The following is a 26,915-nucleotide window of genomic DNA, read 5'->3' as shown; positions in this document are numbered from 1 at the left end:
ACTCCTTGAGGACATGGTGTCGCGCCGGAGGCTCGGCGGGTTTTTATGGCACTTTTCGAGATACAATTACAGATTCCGTTGTGGCACGCCAAATGTGCTCACATGACGCGCCGTAGCGTAGGCGCGACCCGCCCCGAGCCTCACTATCCAGAAAATCAGGGCCAGATAAAACAGCAATTTAACCCCGATTTCGAAGCTGCGCTGCTCGAAAACGAATCCCAAATCTAGAACGGGCTTAAAAAACAAGGGGTTGCGGAGTGTTTCCGCTTTGTAACAACGTAAAGATTTTGAAATCTCGTAGTCGGCTATGGGTGCAAACCCGGATAATGCCGACTCGAACAGCGTAGGGAATTTGACAGCATGAATGTCAACGACCGCGAACCCTGCGCGTTTACCGCCTGAACCGCCGCTTGTGTCAACACGACACTTCACAACTGCGTCGGTCTGTGTGCCGGCCTGCCGGCGCGGTTAGCGGTACGGAACGCCTGGTGGGGCGAGCGGCAAGGAAGCCGCGGCTCGCGAGGTCGATTGTCAAAATTGCAGTACTTAGCCCGATTATTTCGAGGAAGGAGTTCACCACTATGCGAATCGCTCAAATTGCTCCGTTGCACGAGGCGGTTCCTCCCAAGCTCTACGGCGGCACGGAACGGGTGGTCTCCTACCTGACCGAAGCGCTGGTCGAGCAAGGGCACGACGTCACGCTCTTCGCGAGCGGCGATTCGGTTACCTCGGCAAAGCTCGAAGCATTCTGGCCGCAGGCCCTGCGCCTCGACCCGACGATTCGCGACGTGATGGCTCCGCACATGCTGCTGCTCGAAGAAGTGCGCCGCCGCGCGGACGAATTCGACGTGCTGCACTTCCACATCGACTATTACCCGTTCTCGCTGTTCCAGCGTCAGCCAGTGCCGTTCGTCACGACCATGCACGGTCGTCTCGACCTGCCCGAACTGCAGCCGATCTTCAACGCGTTCAGCGACGTGCCGGTGGTCTCGATCTCGGATAACCAGCGCCTCCCGCTGCAGCAAGCCGCGTGGCAGCAGACCGTCTACCACGGCCTGCCGGAAGACGTGCTCAAGCCGATTCCGAATGTCGAGCCCGGCTACCTCGCTTTCCTCGGCCGTGTCTCGCCGGAGAAGGGTCTCGACAAGGCGATTCGTATCGCCGGTCAGGCGGGCATGAAGCTAAAGGTCGCCGCCAAGATCGACAAGGCCGACCGCGCCTATTATGAAGAAGTCATCAAGCCGCTGATGGCGCTGCCGCACGTCGAGTACATCGGTGAAATCGGCGAGCACGAAAAGCGTGAGTTCCTCGGCAATGCGCATGCGCTGGTGTTCCCGATCGACTGGCCGGAGCCCTTCGGTCTCGTCATGATCGAAGCCATGGCCTGCGGTACGCCGGTCATCGCGTTCAAGCGCGGCTCGGTGCCGGAAGTGATCGAGAATGGTGTGTCGGGCTTCGTCGTCGAAGACGAAATCAGCGCAGTCGCGGCGGTCAAGCGTCTGTCGACGCTGTCGCGCGAGAAAGTGCGTGGCGCGTTCGAGGCACGCTTCTCGTCGAAGGTGATGGCACGCAACTACGTTGCCGTGTACGAAGATCTGCTGCGCCAAAAGCACCGCACGGTGCTGCGCGAAGTCAACGCCGGCTAACTGGCGTCTGCCGGATCTGCGCGTTTGCATGGCAGGCGCGCAGACAACCCCGGGCAAGCCGCCACTCCAACGCCCCGGTGCTGTGCACCGGGGCGTTGTCGCATTTTCACCGCACCCGCGTGCGGAACAATGCAAACGCATCTGCGAGCATGAGGGGTAGCGGCAATGTCCCTATAATGGCCGTTCCGCGAAATTCGCAATTCATTGACGACAGCCGCGCGTGATAACCGCGCAAGACGACGTTGCATGACGACCACAGCGCAACAAAAACGCGACCTCAGGAGAAGTGCCTTGGCGAGATCCCGACCGACGCGCGCCGCCGCCGTTCCCGGTGCCGGGAAGCTGTTCGCGCTGCGCGCAATCGGTGTCGTGATTCTTGCGCGCTGGCTCCACTCGATGGGAGACATGAACTTCCTGGTCGCGCTGCGGGGCATGGCTTCGTCGCCGGTCGCGTGCCTGAATCTCATCTTCCTGTTTCTGCTGATCGTGCTGCCCGGCGGGAAGGCCCGCGCCGAACGACCGTTTCATCCGCTGCCTCAATGGCTGCGCCAGGCGTTGCGCGTCTTCGGCGTGTTGGGCTGTTTGTTCGCGTTGTGGTCGATTGGCATGTTCGTGTGGGCCGACGGCTGGCGGCGCGCGGTGCAAGCGATCGAGGCCACCAACGGTTGGCTCGTCGTGGCGCCGGCGCTTTATGCGGCCGTGGTCTGGATCTGTCGCCCGCGCGCACTGTGGCGCACCAACGTGGCGGCGCGACGCTTCGCGATCGGGCGCTACGCCGTATCGGTCGACGCGGTCACCCGCACCACGGTTGTGTGGCTGGAGAGCCGCAAGGTCGGGCAGTACGATGCCCGGGAGCTGTCGGTGCGCTGGCCGGCGGATAGTCAGCCGGCAGCCGATGCGGCACACTTCGCACCGGTTGCTGAATCGGCCACCCCGAGTGCATTGACGACGCCGGTCTCATCGCCCGGGCGCCGGCCGAAGATCGAATTGCTGTGGGATTCGCCGGCAGCGGCGGGTCACAATCGCCAGACCGTTCTGCGCGTGAGGCTCGCTACGGAAGGCGACCGCGTCGCTGCGCGCGCACTCGACGCCGTTCTGAAACAGGTCCGGCCCGTCGTGGCAGCGTGAAGGCGCGCCGGGCGGACCGCCCGGCAGTGCCGCTTCAGGCAATCCCCGCGCGAAGGGTATCCGCGCAAGCTTGTCGATCCCGTCGTCGTTTCGAAGGAGTCGCGATGCTCATACGCTGGTTGCTTGCCGCCATTCACCTGCTGGCCTTCGGCCTCGCGCTGGCGTCGATTCTGCGGCGCACGCGCGGACTGCGCCGCTGCACCTCCACTGAGGCGCTTCCGCAGATCTTCAGCGCCGACAACGGTTGGGGTATCTCAGCGGTTTTGCTGATCGTGACCGGGGCAATGCGCGCGTTCGGTGGCTTCGAGAAGGGCGCCGACTATTACCTGCATGAGCCGCTCTTTCACGTGAAGATGGGCGCGCTCGTGCTGATCCTGTTGCTCGAGATTGCACCGATGATGGCGCTGCTGCGCTGGCGGCTCGCCGTGCGTCGCGGCGATGTGCCGGATCTCACGGGAGCGCAGAAGTACGCGCGCATCGGGGCATGGCAGACGGTGTTGCTTGTCGTGATGGTGATCGCCGCGACGGGGATGGCGCGCGGGGTTGGTATTGGCATGTTCGGCGAGTAGCGCGACTCGCCATGACCCGGTGGAAGAAGAGGCGAGCGGTTTATATCGGGATCCTGACCATTGCCGGATTTGTGCGGCTGAAATAAAAAAACCCCGTTGCATACGCAACGGGGTTTTGATCTTCGGTGCTTGTCTTTACCAACACCAGGAATTCTGGTGGGTAGTACTGGGATCGAACCAGTGACCCCTGCCGTGTGAAGGCAGTGCTCTACCGCTGAGCTAACCACCCGAAGAGATTGAAATTATGCCGGGTGTTTCTAATCTTGTAAAGCCCTTTTTTAAGTATTTTGCGTAGCACCTGCGTTCTCGTCGGCGGTGGCCGGTTGCGTGCGCCATACCGAGGTTCCCTTCATCGCCTTGTCGAGACCATCGAGCAGCGCTTCGTGCGCGGCGAGCTCCTCTTCGCTTGCAGCGATCACGGGCAGCGCGAGCATCTCGAACTTCACGCGCGGTGTCGCCACAACGCCGGGCGTTTCGGTCGTGCCGGCCATGTCGATGACGAGACTTTCCTGGCCACGCGTCATCGCCAGATAAACCTCGGCGAGCAGCTCCGAGTCGAGCAGCGCGCCGTGCAGCGTGCGGTGCGCGTTGCTGATGCCGAAGCGGTCGCACAACGCGTCGAGTGAATTGCGCTTGCCGGGGAAAATCTGCTTGGCCTGCACCAGCGTGTCGATCACCTCGCCGCAGTGTTCCCTGAACGCTGGCTTGCCGAGCAGCGCGAGCTCTGCGTCGAGAAAGCCGATATCGAACGGCGCGTTGTGGATGATGATGTCGGCGTCGCGCACGAAGTCGAGAATCTCGTTCGCGACCTCGGCGAACTTTGGCTTGTCCGAGAGGAATTCGGTCGTGAGGCCGTGCACGGCCAGTGCGCCCGGATCGCTGTCGCGTTCGGGGTTGACGTAGAAGTGGAGGTTATTGCCCGTCAGCCGGCGATTGACCAGCTCGACGCAGCCGATTTCGATGATGCGGTCGCCTGTGCGAGGGTTCAGGCCGGTGGTTTCGGTATCGAGAATGATCTGTCGCATGTCGTTTGAAGCGTGATGGCGTAGGAGGCGGAGGTGGCGCGTCTGGCGAAGCGCGCCGTACGTGGCGCGTGGGCCGCTCAGAGTTCTGCGAGCGTAGCGACGCCGCGGTTCGCGAGCGCATCGGCGCGCTCGTTTTCCGGATGCCCTGCGTGGCCCTTGACCCAACGCCACTCCACCTCATGTTGCGCGACGAGCGCGTCGAGGCGCTTCCACAGGTCGTCGTTCTTGACGGGTGTTTTCGCAGCCGTCATCCAGTTCTTCTTCTTCCAGCCGTGGATCCACTCGCTGATGCCTTTTTGCACATACTGCGAGTCGGTGTGCACGATCACCTTGCACGGACGCTTGAGGGCGTCGAGCGCGGCGATCACCGCCATTAGCTCCATCCGGTTGTTGGTCGTGCCGGGCTCGCCGCCGAACAGTTCTTTTTCCTGCGCGCCGAAGCGCAGCAGCGCGCCCCAGCCGCCGGGACCGGGGTTGCCCTTGCAGGCGCCGTCCGTGAAGATTTCGACGAAGTCGGGTGAGCTCATGAGTCCTTGTTGCGAGTAGGGGAGGGAGTGGTGGCCGCGGGCGCCAGGCTTGCAGCCAGCGCCGGCTTCTTGACCTTCACCTTGCCGACGAGGCGCATGCCGCGCACACGCTTGATGGCCGAAACCATGTAGATGGCGCCGAAGATCGGCCACCAGCGGTCGCCGGCGGCCTCCATGAAGGTGTAGCGCCCGAGCCATTTCTCGGTGGCGAGCGGCGGACGATAGCAGCCGAAGCGTCCGCGTTCAAGCTCGAAGCCGAGCAGCTTGATCCAGTCTTTCAGACGCGTGAAGGCGATCAGGTCTTCGCGCGCGGGCAGGAACGGATGCCCCGTGAGCTTCGCCGCCGACTGGCGCGCACCCCACAGCGAGAGCGAATTGAAGCCGACGATCAGCAACTGCCCTTCGGGCATCAGCACGCGCTCGGCTTCGCGCAGCAGGCGGTGCGGGTTGCTCGTGAATTCGAGCGTGTGCGGCATTACGATGAGATCGACGCTCTGAGCCTCGAACGGCAGATCGAGATGGTCGCACCAGACCGTGCTGCGCCCGTCCGGCGCATGGAGTGCGCCGGACGTCGCCAGGGCGGGCCGCGGCTCCGTGCCCGGCACGATATATGGCGCGCTCGCGGCGCTGGCTGCATCGAGCACGAGGCCCCGGCACGACATGCGGTTCTCGCGCAGGGCGTCGAGCTGCGGCAGGCCGAGCTGCAGCGCATGGTAGCCGAAGATGTTCGACACCACGCGGTCGAGCTGCTCTTGCTCCCAGCCCAGCACGTACTGGCCTGCGGGCGATTCGGTCCAGGCGGGCCAGTCTATAATTGTTCGGTCAGACATGTGAAAAGTTCGCCGCCCCATGAATAGTCCGCTTGAGCACGCATCCGTGCCAGCCGCCACGCTTGCCGCCAACTTCGAATACGTACCGGTTCCGGCTTTTGAAGATAATTACATCTGGGCCGTGTCGGACGGCCGTCATGCCGTTGTCGTCGATCCGGGCGACGCCGCGCCGGTTCGCGCGTATCTGGCGAAGCGAGGCTGGCAGCTTGCCGCTATTTTACTCACCCATCACCACAACGACCACGTCGGCGGGGTGGCCGACCTGCTTTCGGATGAGCGCGTGCCCGTGTACGGCCCGGCGGGCGAGGCGCTCGGCCCGCTCGACAGGTTCGTCACGCGCGTGAAGGGCGGCAACGCGGTGCATCTGGGCGCGCCGGCGCTCGACTTCAAGGTGATGGACGTGCCGGGGCATACGCGCGGCCATATCGCTTATTTCCAGGCTTCGGATCGGTCGGGCAAGCCGCATCTGTTTTGCGGAGACACGCTGTTCGCCTGTGGCTGCGGGCGCCTCTTCGAGGGCTCGCCCGCGCAGATGCTCGCTTCGCTCGATTCGTTTGCGGCGCTGCCGGGCAGCACGGAAGTGCATTGCGCACACGAGTACACGCTCTCGAATATCCGTTTCGCGCTCGCCTGCGATCCGGACAACACCGATTTGCGCGACTGGAGCCGCGCAGCGGCGGCGCTGCGCGAGCGCGGCGAGCCGACCTTGCCGACCACGATCGCACACGAGCGTGCCGTGAATCCATTCTTGCGCGCTGGCGATCCGGCCGTGCAGGCGACGCTTGCCGAGTCGCTGCACGAGGCGGTGCCGGACCGGCTGGCGGCCTTTACGCTGATGCGGGAATGGAAGAACCGGTTCCGCTGACCTGACCGCGCGCGAGGGCATCCTCATCCCAAAAGTATGGAACATCGTGCAAGCTGCGGATTTACTTGGGATTTCTCCAATTATTCCGATTGACGGAAACGTGTGCGTTCCGTACTATCGGCTGCAAATTCCCGCCATTAGCAAGTAGACGTTCATGCGATTTATCCTAAGCGCGCTGTTGGTTCTCATGCTCGCAGCCTGTGCGAGCGGGGGACCGACTGCGAATTCGCTTTCCCCAGCCGATCCCCAGGCGCGTGCCGACGCCATCCGCAAGACCTCCGCAGCGAAAGAAACGATCAATGTCGACAAGGGTTCGGTCGACCAGCTCACGAGTCCCGACGCCGACCTGTGGGCACGTATTCGCCGCGGCTTCCAGATGCCCGACCTGCAGAGCGACCTGGTCGACATGAACGCGCAGTGGTATGCGCAGCGCCCCGACTACGTCGCGCGCATGACCGAGCGTTCGCAGAAATATCTTTACCACATCGTCGAGGAGCTCGAGGCCCGGCACATGCCGACCGAGCTCGCGCTGCTGCCGTTCATCGAATCCGCGTATAACCCGCAGGCGCTTTCCGTCGCGAAGGCGGCGGGCATGTGGCAGTTCGTGCCCGGCACGGGCCGCACCTACAACCTGAAGCAGAACATGTGGCAGGACGAGCGCCGCGACGTGCTCGCTTCCACCAGTGCGGCGCTCGACTACCTCACGCGCCTGCACGACATGTTCGGCGACTGGTATCTCGCGCTCGCCGCCTACAACTGGGGCGAGGGCAACGTGCAGCGCGCCATCGCGCGCAACCAGGCGGCTGGCCTGCCGACCGACTACGCAAGCCTGCGCATGCCCAATGAGACGCGCAACTACGTGCCCAAGCTGCAGGCAGTCAAGAATATCGTGATGAACCCCCAGCAATACGGGCTTGTGCTGCAGTCCATTCCCAATCACCCGTATTTCGTCACGGTCACCACGTCGCACGACATCGACGTGGACGTCGCGGCCAAGCTTGCAAACATGACGCCCGACGAGTTCCGCTCGCTCAATCCGTCGTTCAAGAAGCCGGTCATTCTCGGATCAAGCGATCCGCAGATCCTCTTGCCGTTCGATAACGCCGGTGCGTTCGAGCGCAACCTGAAGTCGTATTCGGGCCAGCTTTCGTCCTGGACCACCTACACGACCGATTCGCGCGCCACGCCCGCGGCCATTGCGCAGAAGATCGGCGTGGACGCCGATACGCTCATGTCGGTCAACAAGATTCCGGCGGGCATGCGCCTGAAGGCCGGTTCGACGCTCGTGGTGCCGCGCACCGACGATGGCGACGACGAGGACATCAGTGCCGACGTGGCCGAAAGCGCTGTGCTGGCCATGGAGCCGGACGTGCCCGACACGCGCAAGATGCTGATTCGCGTGCGTCGCAAGCAGTCGATGGAAGCGGTGGCGGGACGCTATGGCGTCTCGGTCGGTCAGCTCAAGGCCTGGAACAAGACGCGCCGCGACGCAGTGAGCCCCGGGCAAGTGCTGGTGCTGCACGTGCCGGTCGGCAAGGCGATGCCGAGCGAGCCGGGGCCGGAGCGCCTGGCGACGAATGTTTCCGGCGGTGGCGTGCAGCGCATCGGGACCCGTGTTGCAGACACGGGTTCCAAGTCGCGCTACGATAAGAAACACGGTCGCGCGCGCACCGAGGTCGTCAAGGTTTCCGAGCCGGTCAAGGGGAAAGCCTCCAGCGCAGCGCCCAGCAAGGCGTCGAAGGGTACGGCAAGCCGCCCGAAGGCCGGGACCCACGCGCAGAAGCAAAAATCCAAATAGCGGCTGGCGAAGGATGCTCAGCCGTGCACTGCGGGGGCAGTGCACGGTGTTTCGCTCCGATCACTTTTGCCACTTGGTGCTCGCGCCGTCACCCTGCCGGGTGACGGCGTTTTCATTTGTGGGACAAAAAGGGGGCGACCGTAGGTTCGGCCGGTTGCAAATAAGCGGCGCTGTCCTTGCCGCGTGCTTCTCGACGCCTATAGTGGAAAGGGCGCTGTGCCAGCTTGCAGCGGCGCGCCGCCCGATGGGCGTCATCCCGAAATTTGAAAGAAAGGGCGTTTTCGCGCTATAATTTCAAGGTTTGAGCTTATCAACCCGCACCCTAGCGCCTACCTCCCCCATTCGTTCATCCGCCGCCCGCGCTTTCCGTTTCTACTGGCTGGCTGCCGCCCGATCGAGCGTCACAAACGCACCTTCGCGGCCCGGCGCCCGACACACGGTCAAACACGGACAAGTCGCGTAAGCAGACTGCGGAGCGAGCCGCGCGCGCGTCCTGATCCTCATGATCGGGGCGCCGACGCCGCAGCCGTTCCCGGGTCGCAAGACACGCAACGTCGGATAACAGGTCGGCACAGGGTGCTCCCCCAAGGAGTCTCCCGTGTTGCCGTCATTCTCTCCCGCTCTGCTCGCGCTCGCCGACGGCACGGTCTTTCGTGGTTACTCGATCGGCGCGCCGGGTCATACGATCGGTGAAGTCGTGTTCAACACGGCCATCACCGGTTATCAGGAAATCCTGACCGACCCGAGCTACGCTCGCCAGATCGTCACCCTTACGTATCCGCATATCGGCAACGTCGGCGTCAACGCCGAAGACGTCGAAGCTACGAAAGTCCATGCCGCCGGTCTGATCATTCGCGACCTGCCTGCGCTTGCCTCGAACTTCCGCATGGAGCGCACGCTCGGCGACTATCTGAAGGACGAGGGTGTGGTGGCGATCGCCGGCATCGACACGCGCAAGCTCACGCGCATCCTGCGTGAAAAGGGCGCGCAGAACGGCGCGATCCTCGCGGGTTCCGACGACGAAGCCAAGGCCATCGAACTCGCGCGCTCGTTCCCGGGCCTCGCGGGCATGGACCTCGCCAAGGTCGTCTCGACCGACAAGCCGTATGAGTGGACGACCACCGAATGGCGTCTGGGCGAAGGCTATCGCACGCAGTCCGCACCGAAATACAAGGTCGTGGCGTTCGACTTCGGCGTGAAGCAGAACATCCTGCGCATGCTGGCCGAGCGCGGCTGCCATGTCACGGTGCTGCCGGCGCAGGCCAGCGCGGCCGACGCGCTCGCGCTCAACCCGGACGGCGTGTTCCTCTCGAACGGCCCTGGCGATCCGGAGCCCTGCGACTACGCGATCGAGGCCACGCAGGAATTCATCGCGCGCGGCATCCCGACCTTCGGCATTTGCCTTGGCCACCAGATCATGGGTCTCGCGCTCGGCGCGAAGACCATCAAGATGAAGACGGGCCACCATGGTGCGAATCATCCGGTGAAGGATCTTGGCGACGGCCGCGTCGTCATCACGTCTCAGAACCACGGCTTTGCGGTGGATGCCGACTCGCTGTCGGCGAACACGCGCGTCACGCATGTCTCGCTCTTCGACGGCACGCTGCAAGGCTTCGAACTCACCGACAAGCCCGCGTTCTGCTTCCAGGGCCACCCTGAAGCATCGCCGGGGCCGCACGACATCGGCTATCTGTTCGATCGCTTCACCGCGCTGATGGACAAGGCGAAGGCGTAAGCGCTCATCGAGCGAGCCAGCAGGAATGAGCAGAGCAGGGGTGCGCAGCGAGCCGAAGTCAAAACGGCCCACGCGCGTACCCAGCGGCGAACAGCAAGCCGCAAGACGTAAAAGACACAGGAATATTTAGCGAGAGCGTTATGCCCAAGCGGACAGACATCAAGAGCATTCTCATCATCGGCGCGGGGCCGATCATCATCGGCCAGGCCTGCGAGTTCGACTACTCGGGCGCGCAGGCGTGCAAGGCGCTGCGTGAGGAAGGCTACAAGGTCATTCTCGTCAACAGCAATCCGGCGACGATCATGACGGACCCGAACACGGCCGACGTCACCTACATCGAGCCGATCACGTGGGAAGTGGTGGAGCGCATCATCGAGAAGGAGCGCCCCGACGCGATCCTGCCGACGATGGGCGGCCAGACCGCGCTGAACTGCGCGCTTGACTTGCACCACCACGGCGTGCTCAAGAAGTACAACGTCGAGCTGATCGGTGCATCGCCCGAAGCGATCGACAAGGCCGAAGACCGCCAGAAGTTCAAGGACGCGATGACGAAGATCGGCCTTGGCTCGGCGAAGTCGGGCGTGGCCCACTCGATGGAAGAGGCAATCAAGGTTCACGCCGAGATCGCCGCGTCCACCGGCACGAGCGGCTACCCAATCGTGATTCGCCCGTCCTTCACGCTCGGCGGCTCGGGCGGCGGCATCGCCTACAACCGCGAAGAGTTCGAAGAGATCTGCAAGCGCGGTCTCGACCTTTCGCCCACGCGCGAGCTGCTGATCGAAGAGTCGCTGCTCGGCTGGAAGGAATACGAGATGGAAGTGGTCCGCGACAAGGCGGATAACTGCATCATCGTCTGCTCGATCGAAAACCTCGACCCGATGGGCATCCACACCGGCGACTCGATCACGGTCGCGCCGGCGCAAACGCTCACCGACAAGGAATACCAGATCCTGCGCGACGCCTCGCTCGCGGTGCTGCGCGAGATCGGCGTGGACACGGGCGGCTCGAACGTGCAGTTCTCGATCAACCCGCGCGACGGCCGCATGATCGTGATCGAAATGAACCCGCGCGTGTCGCGTTCGTCGGCGCTGGCCTCGAAGGCCACGGGCTTCCCGATCGCCAAGGTTGCGGCGAAGCTGGCTGTCGGCTACACGCTCGACGAGCTGCGCAACGAAATCACGGGCGGCCAGACGCCGGCCTCGTTCGAGCCGACCATCGACTACGTCGTCACGAAGATTCCGCGTTTCGCGTTCGAGAAGTTCCGCGAAGCCGACCCGCGCCTGACCACCCAGATGAAGTCGGTGGGCGAAGTGATGGCGATCGGCCGCACGTTCCAGGAGTCGTTCCAGAAGGCGCTGCGCGGCCTCGAAGTGGGCGTGGACGGTCTCGACGAGAAGACCACCAGCCGCGACGAAGTCATCCGCGAGATCGGCGAAGCCGGCCCGGACCGCATCTGGTACGTGGGCGACGCATTCCGCGTGGGCATGACGCGTGAAGAGATCTTCGAAGAAACCGCGATCGACCCGTGGTTCCTCGCGCAGATCGAAGAAATCATCAGGAAGGAAGAGGCCGTCAAGGGCCGCACGCTCGCAAGCCTCTCGAAGGACGAGCTGCGCTTCCTCAAGCAAAGCGGCTTCTCGGATCGCCGTCTTGCGAAGCTGCTCGGCGCGACTGCCGCCGACGTGCGCAAGCGCCGTATCGAGCTGAACGTGCGTCCGGTCTACAAGCGCGTGGACACCTGCGCGGCCGAGTTCGCCACCAAGACCGCCTACATGTACTCGACCTATGAGGAAGAGTGCGAAGCCAACCCGACCACCAACAAGAAGATCATGGTGCTGGGCGGCGGCCCGAACCGGATCGGCCAGGGTATCGAGTTCGACTACTGCTGCGTGCATGCCGCGCTCGCGATGCGCGAAGACGGCTACGAAACGATCATGGTCAACTGCAACCCCGAGACCGTTTCGACCGACTACGACACATCTGACCGTCTGTACTTCGAGCCGCTCACCCTCGAAGACGTGCTCGAGGTCGTGGACCTGGAGAAGCCCGTTGGCGTGATCGTGCAGTACGGCGGCCAGACGCCGCTGAAGCTCGCGCTCGATCTCGAAGCGAACGGCGTGCCCATCGTCGGCACCTCGCCGGACATGATCGACGCGGCCGAAGACCGCGAGCGCTTCCAGAAGCTGCTGCAGGACCTGAACCTGCGCCAGCCGCCGAACCGCACCGCGCGCGCCGAAGACGAAGCGCTCAAGCTCGCCGACGAAATCGGTTACCCGCTCGTCGTGCGTCCGTCGTACGTGCTGGGCGGCCGCGCCATGGAAATCGTCCATGAGCCGCGCGACCTCGAGCGCTACATGCGCGAGGCCGTGAAGGTGTCGAACGACTCGCCGGTGCTGCTCGACCGCTTCCTGAACGACGCAATCGAATGCGACGTGGACTGCATCTCCGATGGCGACGCCGTGTTCATTGGCGGCGTGATGGAACACATCGAGCAGGCGGGCGTGCACTCGGGCGACTCGGCGTGCTCGCTGCCGCCGTACTCGCTGTCGCAGGAAACGGTCAACGAACTCAAGCGCCAGACGGCCGCGATGGCCAAGGCGCTCAACGTGGTCGGCCTGATGAACGTGCAGTTCGCGATCCAGCAAGTGCCGCAGGATGACGGTTCGAAGAAGGACATCATCTACGTGCTGGAAGTGAACCCGCGCGCTTCGCGGACCGTGCCGTACGTGTCGAAGGCCACAAGCCTGCCGCTCGCGAAGATCGCGGCGCGTGCGATGGTCGGCCAGAAGCTCGCTCAGCAGGGCGTGACGAAGGAAGTCGTGCCGCCGTACTTCAGCGTGAAGGAAGCGGTGTTCCCGTTCGTGAAGTTCCCGACCGTCGATCCGGTGCTCGGACCCGAAATGCGTTCGACCGGCGAAGTGATGGGCGTGGGCAAGACCTTCGGCGAGGCGCTTTTCAAGTCGCAGCTCGCGGCCGGCTCGCGCCTGCCGGAATCGGGCACGGTTTTCATCACCGTGATGGATGCGGACAAGCCCAAGGCCGTCGAAGTCGCGCGCATGCTGCATGAGCTCGGCTACCCGCTGGTCGCGACGCGCGGCACGGCTGCCGCGATCGAGGCGGCCGGCGTGCCGGTGAAGGTCGTGAACAAGGTGAAGGATGGCCGTCCGCACGTGGTCGACATGATCAAGAACGGCGAAATTTCGCTCGTTTTCACGACCGTCGACGAGACCCGAGCGGCGATTGCCGATTCGCGTTCGATCCGCATGAGCGCCCAGGCGAACAAGGTCACGTACTACACCACGATGTCGGGCGCACGCGCTGCGGTCGAGGGTTTGCGTTACCTGAAGAACCTGGAAGTCTATGATTTACAAGGCCTCCATGCTCGCCTAAACTAAGGCTTCGATTGTCTGTCGAATATTGAACACGGCAGACAACAGGCTGAATACAAGGCTGAATGTGCCGCGGTTAAGCGGCGTCCCAACAGGGTTTTTCAGGCTGCGCCAGTGCGCGCCGCCGCCCTCGCGGGATGCACTTGACCGCGGTGATTTTTTTTATGGCCGCAACGATTGTTGGTGCGGCATCAATACGGCCCCAAATGGCTGAACGAGTTGTTTTATGAGCACGATTCCCTTGACCCGGCGCGGCGCAGACCAGCTTCGCGAAGAACTGCAGCGCCTGAAATCCGTCGAGCGTCCGGCGGTCATCAATGCGATTGCCGAAGCGCGCGCGCAAGGCGATCTGTCGGAAAACGCGGAATACGACGCCGCGAAGGAAAAGCAGGGCTTTATCGAGGGCCGCATCGCGGAAATCGAATCGAAGCTGGCGGCAGCGCAGATCATCGACCCGACGTCGCTAGAAGCCGATGGCCGCGTGGTGTTCGGCTCGACCATCGACCTCGAAGACCTCGACTCGGGCAAAACGGTCACCTATCAAATCGTCGGCGACGACGAAGCCGATCTCGAGCACGGCCTGATCTCCGTGAGCTCGCCCATCGCGCGCGCACTGATCGGCAAGTCCGAAGGCGACGTTGCGGAAGTGCAGGCCCCCAGTGGCGTGCGCGAGTACGAAATCATCGACGTCCGCTATATCTGACGCAACAGGAACGTGAATACCTCGGTGAATACATCGACGAATTCGGCTAACAGCCCGGCTTCGCCGCTCGTGGCGCACCGTGTGTTCGCGCTGCTCGCCATGTTGTGGGTGGGCAGCCAGGTGACGATCGGCTATGCGGTTGCGCCCGTGCTGTTTACTTCGCTCGATCGCACCGTGGCGGGCTCGCTGGCCGCGCAGCTTTTTCGCATCGAGGGCATGGTGGGCGCCGTGAGCGGCGTGTTGCTGCTCGGGCTTGCGAACGTGCTGATCCGTCGGGGCGAGGCCGGCTATCGGCGGCTGCGCTGGCTGCTGATCGGCATGCTGCTGTGCGTGCTGATCGGTTATTACGCGCTGCAGCCGTTCATGAACGCCATGCGCATGAATGCGATGCAGGCGGGTGTCGACATCGCGCATTCGGCCTGGGCGAGCCGCTTTGGCATGCTCCACGGCGTTTCGAGCGCGTTCTATCTGGTCCAGAGTGTGCTGGGCGCGTGGCTCGTCTGGCTGCTGCCGTCCGCGCGCGGTGCGCAGGCGCGGCGCTGAGACCGTTCAATCGGGCACCGCTCGCGTGTTATTCAGCACGCTCCGGTAAGAAGGCAAAAAAGCGCGGCACATTAGCCGCGCTTCACTTACTTCGAGCCTTGATGGGCTCGCTTCGAGCTGGTCTGGCGCTTCTTGGCGCGCTTGACGTTGCCGCCCTGGGTGACGCGCTCATTGCCCTTGACGACGACCTTTTGCGACTTCGGTTTGCGCATCGGGTTGTCCGACGGCTTGACGACCTTCACAGTGCGAGGTGCGCCGTGCTTGCCCGCTTCGCGCGCACTCGGCACGTCGCCGGCTGGGCGCTTGACGGTGCCGCGCGCGCCGGCGCGGGCCGTGGTTGTTTTCGGCTTGTTTTGCTCGGGCTTGTAGATCACGAGCAGCTTGCCGATGTGCTGGATGGGCGCCGAGTTCAGGCGGTCGCAGATTTCTTCGTAGATTGCGATGCGCTCCTCGCGCTCGTCGCCGAACACGCGCACCTTAATGAGCTGGTGCGCGTCCAGATGGACCTCGATTTCCTTGAGGACGGCGTCGGTTAGTCCCTCGGCGCCGATGAGCACGACCGGTTTGAGCGCGTGAGCGGCGGAGCGCAGTTCGGAGCGCTGTTCGGCAGTAAGAGTGAGGGCGGGCATGGGATGTGGCAGACTCGACTAAAATGACGGCGCCCGCCAGTCAGCGTGAAACACCGGCAGGACAGGCCACAGAGGGGCCGCCCGGCGGCGAGCGCGTCGAAACAATGAAAAACCGTGGAGAACGGCGTAGCGCGGGCAGATGCCAGCGAGCGAGGCGGTGGGAACCACGCGCCTGCGAGCAGACGGGCCGCGACGACCGCACGAATTAAACGCGTATTATCCGCTAAAAGCGCGACATCACGCACCAAGAGTTCATCTTTAATGGCAAAAAACCGCTTCAACACGTCGTGGCTGCACGACCATATTAACGATCCGTACGTGAAGCTGGCGCAACGGGAGGGCTATCGCGCCCGCGCTGCGTACAAGCTCAAGGAAATCGACGAGCAGGACAAGCTGATCCGCCCTGGCATGGTGATCGTGGATCTCGGCGCGGCGCCGGGCAGCTGGAGCCAATATGTGCGCAACAAGCTGGTGCAAAGTTCGAAGCGCGACGACCAGCGCCAGGGCGGGATCGACGGCACGATCATTGCGCTCGACATCCTGCCGATGGAGCCGATCGCCGACGTGCAATTTCTGCAGGGCGACTTCCGCGAGGACGCGGTGCTCGCACAATTGGAAGAAGTGGTGGGTGGCCGGCCGGTGGACCTTGTAATTTCCGACATGGCGCCCAATCTGTCAGGGGTGGCGTCAGCCGATGCCGCGCGTATCGAACACGTCTGCGATCTCGCGCTCGAGTTTTCGCAGAATCATTTGAAATCTGATGGTGCCCTTTTAGTAAAATGCTTCCACGGTAGTGGTTACAGCCAGATCGTCGAGAAGTTCAAGCATCAGTTCAAGGTCGTGGCCGCGCGCAAACCGAAGGCTTCGCGCGATAAATCGTCCGAAACGTTTATATTGGGCAAACATCTGAAGCGACCCCGCTAATTTTTCGATCGGCAGGGTAGGCCAAAGATCGGCTCCCGTGCGCAACGCGTGTTGCAGGAACTGTGCAGATCGCCTCGAATCGGCTTCGAGACGCAGTCCCGACAAGGCGCTCAGGCTATTTCCGTCTTAGCGAAACGTTATGGCGAGCCCCTGCGTACTGGATTAGAATGCTTTGGTGGTGTCGCAAGGCAAATGTAGGCGCCCGTCTATGAGTGAAGGAGTGGTGCTTTGAACAACAACATGTTTTCGAAGGCAGCGGTGTGGCTGGTAATCGCACTGGTGCTGTTTACGGTGTTCAAGCAGTTCGACAAGCCCCGTGTCCAGGAAGGCGTTTCGTACTCGCAGTTCATGGACGATGCGAAGGCCGGCAAGGTCAAGAGCGTCGTGGTGCAGGGGCGGAACCTCACGGTCACTCCGGCCGACGGCCAGAAGTATCAGATCGTCTCCCCGGGAGACATCTGGATGGTCGGCGACCTGATGAAATACGGCGTGCAGGTGAGCGGCAAGGCTGACGAAGAGCCCAATGCGCTTGTTTCAGCGTTGTATTACCTTGGACCGACGATTCTGATCATCGTGTTCTGGTTCTACATGATGAGACAGATGCAGGGGGGCGGCAAAGGCGGGGCGTTTTCCTTTGGTAAATCGCGCGCCCGTCTGATCGACGAGAACAACAACGCGGTCAACTTCTCCGACGTCGCGGGCTGCGACGAAGCCAAGGAAGAAGTGTCCGAACTCGTCGACTTCCTGCGCGATCCGCAAAAATTCCAGAAGCTGGGCGGGCGCATCCCGCGTGGCGTGCTGCTGGTCGGCCCTCCGGGCACCGGTAAGACGCTGCTCGCGCGCGCCATCGCCGGCGAGGCGAAGGTGCCGTTCTTCAGCATCTCGGGCTCGGACTTCGTTGAAATGTTCGTCGGCGTGGGCGCGGCCCGCGTGCGCGACATGTTCGAACAGGCCAAGAAGCATGCGCCGTGTATCGTGTTCATCGACGAAATCGACGCGGTCGGCCGCCATCGCGGCGCCGGCATGGGCGGCGGCAACGACGAGCGCGAGCAGACGCTGAACCAGATGCTGGTCGAGATGGACGGCTTCGAGGCGAACTCGGGCGTTATCGTGATCGCGGCAACCAACCGTTCGGACGTGCTCGACAAGGCGCTGCTGCGTCCGGGCCGCTTCGACCGCCAGGTTTATGTCGGCCTGCCCGACATTCGCGGCCGCGAGCAAATCATGAAGGTGCACCTGCGCAAGGTGCCGATCGCCAACGACGTCGACGCAGCGGTCATCGCGCGCGGCACGCCGGGCTTCTCGGGCGCCGATCTCGCGAACCTCGTGAACGAGGCGGCATTGTTCGCTGCGCGCCGTGGCAAGCGCATCGTCGAGATGCAGGACTTCGAGGACGCCAAGGACAAGATCTTCATGGGTCCGGAGCGCAAGTCGGCGGTCATTCGCGAAGAGGCGAAGCGCGCAACGGCGTATCACGAGTCGGGTCACGCGGTGATTGCGAAGCTGCTGCCGAAGGCCGACCCGGTGCACAAGGTCACGATCATTCCGCGTGGCCGTGCCTTGGGTGTGACGTGGCAGTTGCCGGAGCACGACAACGAGACCTATTCGAAGGACTATCTGCTCGACCGCCTGGCGATCCTGTTCGGCGGCCGCGTGGCGGAAGAGCTGTTCATGAATCTGATCAGCACAGGTGCCTCCGACGACTTCAACAAGGCCACCCAGACGGCCCGCGCGATGGTCACGCGCTTCGGCATGACCGACGCGCTCGGACCGATGGTCTACGCCGACGACGACAACGACGGCGGCGCGTTCGGCAAGGGCTTCACGCGCGCGATCTCGGAAGCCACGCAGCAGAAGGTCGACGCGGAAATCCGCCGCGTGCTCGACGAGCAGTACGGCCTCGCGAAGCGCCTGCTCGATGAGAACCGCGACAAGGTGGAAGCCATGACCGCCGCGTTGATGGAGTGGGAAACGATCGACGCCGATCAGATCAACGACATCATGGCAGGCCGTCCGCCGCGCTCGCCGAAGAACACCCCGTCACCGGGTGATGCGCCTTCGTCGGGCGGCAGCACGGGCAGCGAGGTCAAGCCCGGCAACGCCACCGCCCCGGCCTGACCGGACACGGCGCCAAGTCGACTGAAGTTGCGGGCCGGTGTGATGCTCACATCGGCCCGTCTTGCATTTCTGGGTGGTTTGTTGCCGCTTTCAGCGGCCACATTAAGTTACATATCTGACGTTTATTGACGTGCCCAATCTGACCTCGCAGGGTAATCTGCCTAACGCGCTGCTTGATGCGCTCCCCAACGCGGCTGTGCCTGAACCGCTTGTCTGCGGCCGCTTCACACTGACTTTCGAGCGTCCGCTCGTCATGGGAATACTCAACGCCACGCCGGATTCGTTTTCGGACGGTGGCCGGTATCTTGCCTTCGACGATGCATTGCGACGCGCCGAACAAATGTTGTCGGACGGCGTGGACATGATCGACATCGGCGGCGAGTCGACGCGTCCGGGCGCGCCGCCCGTTGCGCTCGACGAAGAGCTCGAACGGGTGATTCCGCTGGTCGAGCGTCTGAAGGACGCGAACGTGCCGCTTTCGATCGACACATACAAGCCTGAAGTGATGCGCCATGCGCTGGCGGCGGGCGCGGATCTGATCAACGACGTCTGGGGCTTCCGCATGCCGGGCGCGATCGATGCGGTGCGGGGGAGCAGTTGCGGGCTGTGCGTGATGCATATGCTCGGCGAGCCGCGGACCATGCAACTCGGCGAGCCCGATTATGTAGATGTCGTGCGCGAGGTGCGCGAGTTTCTGCAGGGGCGCTGCACCAAACTCGAGGCGGCGGGCGTGGCCAAGGCGCGTATTAGCGTCGACCCGGGTTTTGGCTTCGGCAAATCGGTGGTCGAACACAATTACACCCTGCTCGCGTATCTGCGCGAGACGGCGCCCGTTGCGGCTGGCGGCGCGCCGTATCCGATTCTTGCGGGCATGTCGCGCAAGTCGATGCTCGGCGCGCTGGTGAACCGACCCGCACCGGAGCGCGTGGCGGCCAGCGTGGCGGCGGCGGTGTGCGCGGCCCAGCAGGGCGCGGCCATTATCCGCGTGCACGACGTCGCGCCGACGGTCGATGCGCTTAAGGTCTGGGGCGCCATGCGCGACGCCGCGCGTCATCAGGCCTGTTCACGCGAATAACGGGTTCCAGGAACATGGCGCACGAATGCGCCGCAAAACAATGCCAACGTGAGGTTCGAATCATGGGTCGTCGCTATTTTGGAACCGATGGGGTTCGCGGCAAGGTCGGCGAAGTGCCGATCACGCCTGATTTTGTGCTGCGTCTGGGTTACGCGGCGGGCAAGGTGCTGGCTGGCGTGGCGGGGGCGTCGCATTCGCGTCCGTCCGTGCTGATCGGCAAGGACACTCGCATTTCGGGCTACATGCTCGAGGCGTCGCTCGAGGCGGGGCTTTCGGCTGCCGGCATCGACGTGATGCTCGCGGGCCCAATGACGACGCCCGGCATCGCCTATCTCACGCGTGCGCTGCGTCTTTCGGCGGGTGTGGTGATCAGCGCTTCGCACAATCCGTACTACGACAACGGCATCAAGTTCTTTTCCGCCGATGGCAACAAGCTGCCCGACGAAGTCGAAGCGCAGATCGAGGCGCAACTCGAATTGCCGCTCGATTGCGCGCCGTCCGAGCAGCTCGGCCGCGCACGCCGCCTGGACGACGCGGGCGGCCGCTATATCGAGTTCTGCAAGAGCACTTTCCCGCAGGCGTTCAACCTGCGCGGGCTTAAGCTCGTGGTCGACTGCGCGAACGGCGCGGCCTACGACATCGCGCCTCATGTGTTTCATGAGCTGGGCGCGGATGTGATTCCCATCGGCGTCTCGCCGAATGGTTTCAACATCAACGACGGCGTGGGCGCCACCGCGCCCGACGCGCTCGTGCGCGCAGTGCGCGCGAATCATGCCGACCTCGGCATCGCGCTCGATGGCGACGCGGATCGGCTGCAGATCGTGGATGCGCAGGGCCGCCTCTACAACGGGGACGAGCTGCTCTATGTGCTCGTGAAAGACCGCATGGCAACCGATGGCAAGATTGATGGCGCCGTTGGCACCCTGATGACGAACCTCGCGGTCGAGCAGGCGCTCGAGCGCATCGGCGTGCCGTTCGTGCGCGCCAATGTGGGCGACCGCTATGTGCTGGAGCAGCTGCGCGAACGTGGCTGGCTGATCGGCGCGGAGGGGTCGGGGCATATTCTGTCGCTCGACCGCCACACGACTGGCGATGGCATCGTTTCGGCGCTGCTGGTGCTCGCTGCGATGAAGCGCAGCGGCCAGACCCTGGCAGAACTGCTCGACGGCGTGACGCTGTTTCCGCAGAAGCTCATCAACGTGCGCATCGCGCAAGGCGCCGACTGGAAAGGCAACGCCGAGATCCAGAAGGCGATCGCCGACGCGCAAACCCAGCTCAAGGGCAAAGGCCGCGTGCTGATCCGCGCTTCGGGCACGGAGCCTGTGCTGCGCGTGATGGTGGAAGCGCGCGACGAGGTCGATACGGTGCAGTACGCGGAATCGATCGCCGAAACGGTCAAGCGCACCATCGCCTGACGCAGCGAAGCCGGCGCGACCCGGCACTATCACCGCTTTCTGCATGCATTTCGGCTGACGCAAACGTTTCACTTTTGCGTCAGCCTGCTCTTGCCCATGCCTGAGGCATTTTTCGCATCCGACCCCCGGCTGCACGATCGATACCTCCTGCATGTCCGCCGCCCGCGAGCGCCCAGTCGATGGGGCGCGCACGCCTTTCCAGCCGGCGCATCCAGGGCGATGCGCCTGGCTTTCAACCGGTAATCGTCCTGTCACGGCTGCTTCATGAACCGTCACGTTACTGTCACAAAGAGCCCCTATGCTTCGCGGTGTCGTTTATCCGCTCACACACTTGGAGGCCACATGAAACTGATGCAAACCGCGCTCGCTGGCGTTGCTGGCGCGCTTTTCGCGATCGCAGCGCAAGCTGCTGACATCACCGGCGCGGGCAGCACCTTCGCAGCACCGATCTACACGAAGTGGGCGGACGCCTATCAGAAGTCGGGTGGCGGCAAGGTCAACTACCAGGGCATTGGCTCGTCGGGCGGCATCAAGCAGATTCAGGCAAAGACCGTTGACTTCGCGGGCTCGGATGCCCCGCTGAAGGACGATCAACTTGCCAAGGACGGCCTGCTCCAGTTCCCGACGGTGGTGGGCGGCGTCGTGCCGGCGATCAACGTGCCGGGCATCAAGGCAGGCGAAATCACGCTGTCGGGCCTGGTGCTCGGCGACATCTACCTCGGCAAGATCAAGAAGTGGAACGATCCGGCTATCGCTGCGCTGAACCCCAAGGTCAAGCTGCCTGATCTGGACATCGCCGTGGTTCGCCGCGCCGACGGTTCGGGCACCAGCTTCATCTGGACGAACTACCTTTCGAAGGTCAACCCCGAGTGGAAGACCAAGGTCGGCGAAGGCACGACCGTGAACTGGCCGACCGGCACGGGCGGCAAGGGCAACGACGGCGTCGCGGCCTTCGTGCAGCGTCTGCCGGGCGCGATCGGCTACGTCGAGTGGGCGTACGCCAAGCAAAATCACATGGTCTACACTGCCATGAAGAATGAATCGGGCGCGGTCGTTCAGCCGGCCACCGAAACGTTCAAGGCCGCAGCGGCCGGCGCGGACTGGAAGAAGTCGTTCTACCAGATCCTCACGAACGAGCCGGGCAAGGAAGCATGGCCGGTCGTCGGCGCGACCTTCGTGCTGCTGCACACGGCGCAGGACAAGCCGGAGCAGGGCAAGGAAACGCTCAAGTTCTTCCAGTGGGCTTTCAAGAACGGCACGCCGGCTGCCGACAGCCTCGACTACATCTCGCTGCCGCAGTCGGTCGTGAGCGAAATCGAGTCGCAGTTGAAGGAGAAGGTGAAGGACGCCAGCGGTAAGGCGATTGCCGAGTAAGGCGGACTGGCCTCGCTGAAATGGCAGGGCCAAAGCAAGGGCCGCCGCGCACGCCGCGCGCGGCCCATTCTGCTTGCTGGTCGGTGATGCATGCTGGCCGAAGTGGTCATCGCGGCCACGCGGTACGCCATACCGCACGTAATAAACGCAAAGCACGTAATACACCCGCTACGATGTGCCGTCCGATCTGTCACCGGGCGGCCGGCGGTTCCGGAACCGCATCAACGTCGCGAGCCTGATGCTCGCGGCCACTGGAAACAGCTCATCATGTCCGACGTCCCGCTCGTCTCGAACCCGCCTGGCAGCGCCGCGCAGCAGCAAGCGCCCAGCCCGGCAGGGGACATCATTTTCGGCGGCCTCGCACGCGGCGCCGCCATCGTCACGCTGTTGCTGCTCGGCGGCATCATCGTTTCTCTGATCGTCGCTTCGCTGCCGACGATCCACAAGTTCGGTCTTTCATTCCTCTGGACTGCCGAATGGGATCCCCCTAGCGACCAGTTCGGCGCGCTCGTGCCCATTTATGGCACGATCGCCACCTCGCTGATCGCGCTCATCATTGCCGTGCCCGTGAGCTTCGGCATCGCGCTCTTTCTCACCGAGCTCTCGCCCGCGTGGCTGCGCCGCCCGCTCGGCATCGCCATTGAATTGCTCGCCGCGATCCCGTCGATCGTCTACGGTATGTGGGGCCTGCTCGTGTTTGCGCCGATCTTCGCGCAGTACTTCGAGAAGCCGATCGGCAAGGTGCTCGGCGGCATGCCGATCATCGGCGCGCTGTTTCAGGGCGCGCCCATCGGTATCGGCATGCTGTGTGCGGGCGTGATTCTCGCGATCATGATCATCCCGTACATTGCCTCCGTGATGCGCGACGTGTTCGAAGTCACGCCCGTGCTGCTCAAGGAGTCGGCCTATGGCATCGGCTGCACGACCTGGGAAGTCATGTGGAAGATCGTGCTGCCGTTCACCAAGACCGGCGTGATCGGCGGCGTGATGCTCGGCCTTGGCCGCGCGCTCGGCGAGACCATGGCCGTCACGTTCGTGATCGGCAATACTAACCTGCTCGACAACGTGTCGCTGTTTTCTCCGGGCAACAGCATTACCTCGGCGCTCGCCAACGAGTTCGCCGAAGCGAGCCCCGGCCTGCATACCGCCGCGCTAATGGAGCTCGGCCTCATTCTGTTCGTGATCACGTTCATCGTGCTTGCGATCTCGAAGCTGCTGCTGCTGCGCCTCGAAAAGTCGGAGGGCGCACGATGAGCGAGCCGATGATGAAGATTCCCGGCGCGACCTACGGCCCTGAGCTGGAGCGCATGCGCTCGAGGCTGCAAAGCCGCCGCAAAGTGACCAACGCGATTGCCCTGACGCTTTCGCTCGCTGCGATGGCCTTCGGCATTATCTGGCTCGTGTGGATTCTCTACACGACGCTCTCGCTCGGCGTTGGCGGCCTTTCGGTGCAACTGTTCACGCAGTCGACGCCGCCGCCGAACACCGATGGCGGCGGTCTTGCCAACGCGATCGTCGGCAGCCTGATGCTGGTGGGCGTTGCGACGCTCGTGGGCACGCCGATCGGCATTCTCGCGGGCGTGTATCTCGCCGAGTACGGCCAGAAAAGCTGGCTCGCGAGCGTGACGCGCTTCATCAACGACATTTTGCTGTCGGCGCCGTCGATCGTCGTGGGCCTGTTCGTCTATGCGCTCGTGGTCGCGAAGATGGGCCATTTCAGCGGCTGGGCGGGGGCGATTTCGCTCGCACTCCTGCAGATTCCGATCGTGATTCGCACCACCGAAAACATGCTCAAGCTGGTGCCGAACAACCTGCGCGAAGCGGCTTTCGCGCTCGGCACGCCGAAGTGGAAGATGGTGCTCTCGATCACGCTCAAGGCGTCGATCGCCGGCATCGTGACGGGCGTGCTGCTCGCGATCGCGCGCATTGCCGGCGAGACCGCGCCGCTGCTTTTCACGGCGCTGTCCAATCAGTTCTTCAGCGCCGACATGAATCAGCCGATGGCGAACCTGCCGGTCACGATCTACAAGTTTGCGATGAGCCCGTTCGCGCAATGGCAGTCGCTTGCCTGGGCCGGCGTTTTCCTGATCACGCTGGGCGTGCTGGGTCTGAATATCCTCGCGCGCACCATCTTTTCGAAAAAGTAAGGGCGGAGTCATCCGATGAATATGGCAGAGAGTCACCTCAACACTACGGCGCCGTCCGGCTTCGACCCCGCCCAGGGCAACCGCGGCCTCATGTCGGCCAAGCCGAAGATCGAAGTCAAGGACCTGAACTTCTTCTACGGCAAGTATCACGCGCTCAAGAACATCAACCTGCAGATTCCCGAAGGCAAGGTGACCGCGTTCATCGGCCCGTCGGGCTGCGGCAAGTCCACGCTCTTGCGCACGTTCAACAAGATGTACGCGCTCTATCCGGAGCAGCGCGCCGAGGGCGAGATCCTGATGGACGGCGAGAACCTGCTCACCTACAACCGCGATATTTCGCTGCTGCGCGCGCGCGTGGGCATGGTGTTCCAGAAGCCGACGCCGTTCCCGATGTCGATTTACGACAACATCGCGTTCGGCGTGAAGATGTTCGAGAAGCTCTCGCGCCCCGAGATGGACGACCGCGTCGAGTGGGCGCTTACCAAGGCCGCGCTCTGGAACGAGGTGAAGGACAAGCTCGGTCAGAGCGGCTATGGTCTTTCGGGCGGCCAGCAGCAGCGTCTGTGCATCGCGCGCGGCATTGCGATCCGTCCCGAAGTGCTGCTCCTCGACGAGCCGTGCTCGGCGCTCGACCCGATTTCGACAGGCCGCATCGAAGAGTTGATCGCGGAACTGAAGAGCGATTACACGGTGGTGATCGTGACCCATAACATGCAGCAGGCCGCGCGCTGCTCGGACTACACTGCCTACATGTACCTCGGCGAGCTGATCGAATTCGGCGACACCGAGAAGATCTTCATCAAGCCGGTCCGCAAGGAAACGGAAGACTACATCACCGGCCGCTTCGGCTGATCCGGCGAGCCGGGAAGGAGAACAACATGTCCGACAAGCATCTGTCCAGCCAGTTCGATGCCGACCTGAACCTGATTTCATCGAAGGTCCTCGAAATGGGCGGCCTCGTGGAATCGCAGATCATCACCGCGATGCAGGCCCTGAACGAGTTCGACGGCGAAGCCGCCGCGCGCGTGATCGCCGCCGAAGACCGTCTCAACACGATGGAAGTCGAGATCGACGAGGAGTGCAGCAACATCATCGCGCGCCGTCAACCGGCCGCGCGCGACTTGCGCCTCGTGCTCGCGATTTCGAAGACCATCACGAACCTCGAGCGCGCCGGCGACGAGGCCGAGAAGATCGCCAAGCGCACTCGACGCCTGATGGAAGACGGCGCGTCGCGTACGGTCAACATTGCCGAGATCAAGGTCTCGGGCGAGATGGCCGTCTCGATCCTGCGCCGCGCGCTCGATGCGTTCGCGCGTCTGGACACGGTGGCCGCCGCGCAGATCGTGCGCGACGACAAGGCCATCGACGAGGAATTCCGCGCCTTCGTGCGCAAGCTCGTGAGCTACATGATGGAAGACCCGCGCACGATTTCCGTGGGCCTCGACTATCTGTTCATCGCCAAGGCGATCGAGCGCATTGGTGACCACGCGAAGAACATCGCCGAGTTCATCATCTACATCGTGAAGGGCACCGACGTGCGGCACAAGTCGCGCGACGCGCTCGAACGCGAAGCGCTCAGCTAAAAGCGCATTCTGGCGCGTACTCAAGCGCGCGGTTTCAACCGTTTCAACAGGTCCTAAGGTCAAGAGGTGCCGATGCCCAGCAGCATTCTCGTCATCGAAGATGAGCCCGCAATTTCCGAGCTGATTTCCGTGAATCTGCAGCACGCGGGTCATTGCCCGATCCGTGCTTACAACGCGGAGCAGGCGCAGAGCCTGATCAGCGACGTGCTGCCCGATCTCATCCTGCTCGACTGGATGCTGCCGGGCAAGTCGGGTGTGAATTTCGCGCGCGATCTGCGCAACAACGAGCGCACGAAGCATATTCCGATCATCATGCTGACCGCGCGCGGCGACGAGCAGGACAAGGTGCTCGGGCTCGAGATCGGCGCCGACGACTACGTGACGAAGCCGTTCTCGCCGAAGGAGTTGATGGCACGCATCAAGGCAGTTCTGCGCCGCCGCGCGCCGCAGCTCACCGAAGACGTGGTCGCGATCAACGGACTGAAGCTCGATCCGGCCACGCACCGCGTCGCCGCTCATGCGGAAGGCTCCGAGATCAAGCTTGATCTCGGCCCGACCGAATTCCGCCTGCTGCACTTCTTCATGACGCACCCCGAGCGTGTGCACAGCCGCACGCAATTGCTCGATCAGGTGTGGGGCGATCATGTGTTCGTGGAAGAGCGTACCGTGGACGTGCATATCAAGCGTTTGCGTGCGGCGCTCAAGCCGGCGGGGTGCGATGCTATGATCGAAACAGTGCGCGGCAGCGGCTACCGTCTCGCGAAAGGCGCCTGAAGTTTGCGCCTGGCCTGAAATTCACCTGTAGTTGACGGGGGATTCGCATCAAGCCTGCCTGAATCACGGCAGCCGTACGCTGGCGCGGCGTTTCACGCGGCGCCGGTGCTCCGAATCC

The 26,915-nt window shown here is 63.3% G+C and carries 23 protein-coding genes and 1 tRNA gene; 19 read left to right on the top strand and 5 right to left on the bottom strand.

Annotation, left to right across the window (positions count from 1 at the left end; all coding sequences use genetic code 11):
- The first annotated feature begins 581 nt into the window (after positions 1 to 581).
- The 3 genes from P5W99_RS09975 (at position 582) to P5W99_RS09965 (ending at position 3,343) form a co-directional block, all read left to right on the top strand.
- Complete coding sequence (locus tag P5W99_RS09975; protein ID WP_421024354.1) at positions 582 to 1,646, top strand: glycosyltransferase family 4 protein; 1,065 nt, start codon at positions 582 to 584, stop codon at positions 1,644 to 1,646.
- A gap of 291 nt (positions 1,647 to 1,937) precedes the next feature.
- Positions 1,938 to 2,774, top strand: coding sequence for a hypothetical protein (locus P5W99_RS09970; RefSeq protein ID WP_421024353.1), 837 nt, complete (start codon positions 1,938 to 1,940; stop codon positions 2,772 to 2,774).
- Between the two features lie 104 nt (positions 2,775 to 2,878).
- Positions 2,879 to 3,343: a DUF2214 family protein gene (locus tag P5W99_RS09965; protein WP_421043453.1), complete on the top strand. Its 465-nt coding sequence runs from the start codon at positions 2,879 to 2,881 to the stop codon at positions 3,341 to 3,343.
- Between the two features lie 154 nt (positions 3,344 to 3,497).
- On the opposite strand, the gene P5W99_RS09960 is transcribed toward P5W99_RS09965, so the two are convergent.
- From P5W99_RS09960 to P5W99_RS09945, 4 genes are all read right to left on the bottom strand, one after another.
- A tRNA-Val gene (locus tag P5W99_RS09960) sits at positions 3,498 to 3,572 on the bottom strand.
- Between the two features lie 49 nt (positions 3,573 to 3,621).
- Positions 3,622 to 4,368, bottom strand: a complete 747-nt coding sequence (gene dnaQ / locus P5W99_RS09955) for a DNA polymerase III subunit epsilon (protein ID WP_421024351.1) — start codon at positions 4,366 to 4,368, stop codon at positions 3,622 to 3,624.
- Positions 4,369 to 4,445: 77 nt separating this feature from the next.
- Complete coding sequence (rnhA, locus tag P5W99_RS09950) at positions 4,446 to 4,895, bottom strand: ribonuclease HI (RefSeq protein ID WP_129562423.1); 450 nt, start codon at positions 4,893 to 4,895, stop codon at positions 4,446 to 4,448.
- Positions 4,892 to 5,725 (bottom strand): class I SAM-dependent methyltransferase, encoded by an 834-nt coding sequence (locus tag P5W99_RS09945; protein WP_421024350.1) that lies wholly within the window; start codon positions 5,723 to 5,725, stop codon positions 4,892 to 4,894. Before P5W99_RS09945 ends, rnhA begins: the two co-directional genes overlap by 4 nt.
- Positions 5,726 to 5,744: 19 nt before the next feature.
- Here P5W99_RS09945 and gloB point away from each other — a divergent pair, with 19 nt between their 5' ends.
- From gloB to P5W99_RS09915, 6 genes are all read left to right on the top strand, one after another.
- The gene (gene gloB, locus P5W99_RS09940) at positions 5,745 to 6,590 is read left to right on the top strand and encodes a hydroxyacylglutathione hydrolase (protein ID WP_434660445.1); all 846 of its coding nucleotides are present in this window, start codon (positions 5,745 to 5,747) and stop codon (positions 6,588 to 6,590) included.
- Positions 6,591 to 6,744: 154 nt separating this feature from the next.
- The gene (locus P5W99_RS09935) at positions 6,745 to 8,388 is read left to right on the top strand and encodes a transglycosylase SLT domain-containing protein (protein ID WP_421024348.1); all 1,644 of its coding nucleotides are present in this window, start codon (positions 6,745 to 6,747) and stop codon (positions 8,386 to 8,388) included.
- 598 nt (positions 8,389 to 8,986) lie between these two features.
- Positions 8,987 to 10,123: a glutamine-hydrolyzing carbamoyl-phosphate synthase small subunit gene (gene carA / locus P5W99_RS09930; RefSeq protein WP_434660443.1), complete on the top strand. Its 1,137-nt coding sequence runs from the start codon at positions 8,987 to 8,989 to the stop codon at positions 10,121 to 10,123.
- A 140-nt stretch (positions 10,124 to 10,263) separates the two neighbouring features.
- Positions 10,264 to 13,518, top strand: coding sequence for a carbamoyl-phosphate synthase large subunit (gene carB, locus P5W99_RS09925; RefSeq protein WP_421024346.1), 3,255 nt, complete (start codon positions 10,264 to 10,266; stop codon positions 13,516 to 13,518).
- A 220-nt stretch (positions 13,519 to 13,738) separates the two neighbouring features.
- On the top strand, positions 13,739 to 14,215 hold the full coding sequence (gene greA / locus P5W99_RS09920; RefSeq protein WP_421024345.1) for a transcription elongation factor GreA: 477 nt from the start codon (positions 13,739 to 13,741) through the stop codon (positions 14,213 to 14,215).
- A gap of 69 nt (positions 14,216 to 14,284) precedes the next feature.
- Complete coding sequence (locus tag P5W99_RS09915) at positions 14,285 to 14,758, top strand: DUF4149 domain-containing protein (RefSeq protein ID WP_434662530.1); 474 nt, start codon at positions 14,285 to 14,287, stop codon at positions 14,756 to 14,758.
- Between the two features lie 86 nt (positions 14,759 to 14,844).
- On the opposite strand, the gene yhbY is transcribed toward P5W99_RS09915, so the two are convergent.
- Positions 14,845 to 15,387, bottom strand: a complete 543-nt coding sequence (gene yhbY / locus P5W99_RS09910; protein WP_421024344.1) for a ribosome assembly RNA-binding protein YhbY — start codon at positions 15,385 to 15,387, stop codon at positions 14,845 to 14,847.
- 261 nt (positions 15,388 to 15,648) lie between these two features.
- On the opposite strand from yhbY, the gene P5W99_RS09905 reads away from it, so the two are divergent.
- The 10 genes from P5W99_RS09905 (at position 15,649) to phoB (ending at position 26,797) form a co-directional block, all read left to right on the top strand.
- The gene (locus P5W99_RS09905; RefSeq protein WP_421025238.1) at positions 15,649 to 16,311 is read left to right on the top strand and encodes an RlmE family RNA methyltransferase; all 663 of its coding nucleotides are present in this window, start codon (positions 15,649 to 15,651) and stop codon (positions 16,309 to 16,311) included.
- Positions 16,312 to 16,539: 228 nt separating this feature from the next.
- Positions 16,540 to 18,429: an ATP-dependent zinc metalloprotease FtsH gene (gene ftsH / locus P5W99_RS09900; protein WP_421024343.1), complete on the top strand. Its 1,890-nt coding sequence runs from the start codon at positions 16,540 to 16,542 to the stop codon at positions 18,427 to 18,429.
- A gap of 253 nt (positions 18,430 to 18,682) precedes the next feature.
- Positions 18,683 to 19,504, top strand: a complete 822-nt coding sequence (gene folP / locus P5W99_RS09895; RefSeq protein ID WP_434662527.1) for a dihydropteroate synthase — start codon at positions 18,683 to 18,685, stop codon at positions 19,502 to 19,504.
- A 62-nt stretch (positions 19,505 to 19,566) separates the two neighbouring features.
- Entirely contained in the window at positions 19,567 to 20,919 is a 1,353-nt protein-coding gene (gene glmM, locus P5W99_RS09890; RefSeq protein ID WP_421024342.1) for a phosphoglucosamine mutase, read from the top strand.
- A gap of 342 nt (positions 20,920 to 21,261) precedes the next feature.
- Positions 21,262 to 22,293, top strand: a complete 1,032-nt coding sequence (gene pstS / locus P5W99_RS09885; protein ID WP_434660439.1) for a phosphate ABC transporter substrate-binding protein PstS — start codon at positions 21,262 to 21,264, stop codon at positions 22,291 to 22,293.
- A 267-nt stretch (positions 22,294 to 22,560) separates the two neighbouring features.
- On the top strand, positions 22,561 to 23,547 hold the full coding sequence (gene pstC, locus P5W99_RS09880; RefSeq protein ID WP_421024340.1) for a phosphate ABC transporter permease PstC: 987 nt from the start codon (positions 22,561 to 22,563) through the stop codon (positions 23,545 to 23,547).
- Between the two features lie 8 nt (positions 23,548 to 23,555).
- The gene (gene pstA, locus P5W99_RS09875; protein WP_434662525.1) at positions 23,556 to 24,440 is read left to right on the top strand and encodes a phosphate ABC transporter permease PstA; all 885 of its coding nucleotides are present in this window, start codon (positions 23,556 to 23,558) and stop codon (positions 24,438 to 24,440) included.
- A gap of 15 nt (positions 24,441 to 24,455) precedes the next feature.
- The gene (gene pstB / locus P5W99_RS09870) at positions 24,456 to 25,292 is read left to right on the top strand and encodes a phosphate ABC transporter ATP-binding protein PstB (protein WP_421024339.1); all 837 of its coding nucleotides are present in this window, start codon (positions 24,456 to 24,458) and stop codon (positions 25,290 to 25,292) included.
- A gap of 26 nt (positions 25,293 to 25,318) precedes the next feature.
- Entirely contained in the window at positions 25,319 to 26,023 is a 705-nt protein-coding gene (gene phoU / locus P5W99_RS09865) for a phosphate signaling complex protein PhoU (protein WP_421024338.1), read from the top strand.
- Positions 26,024 to 26,095: 72 nt separating this feature from the next.
- Positions 26,096 to 26,797, top strand: coding sequence for a phosphate regulon transcriptional regulator PhoB (gene phoB, locus P5W99_RS09860; RefSeq protein WP_035522777.1), 702 nt, complete (start codon positions 26,096 to 26,098; stop codon positions 26,795 to 26,797).
- Positions 26,798 to 26,915 lie beyond the last annotated feature (118 nt).

The organism is Paraburkholderia sp. A3BS-1L (genome assembly GCF_051125215.1).
GTDB lineage: Bacteria > Pseudomonadota > Gammaproteobacteria > Burkholderiales > Burkholderiaceae > Paraburkholderia.
The sequence above is the reverse complement of the archived record's forward strand: the minus strand, read 5'-3'. Positions and strand labels throughout refer to the sequence as shown.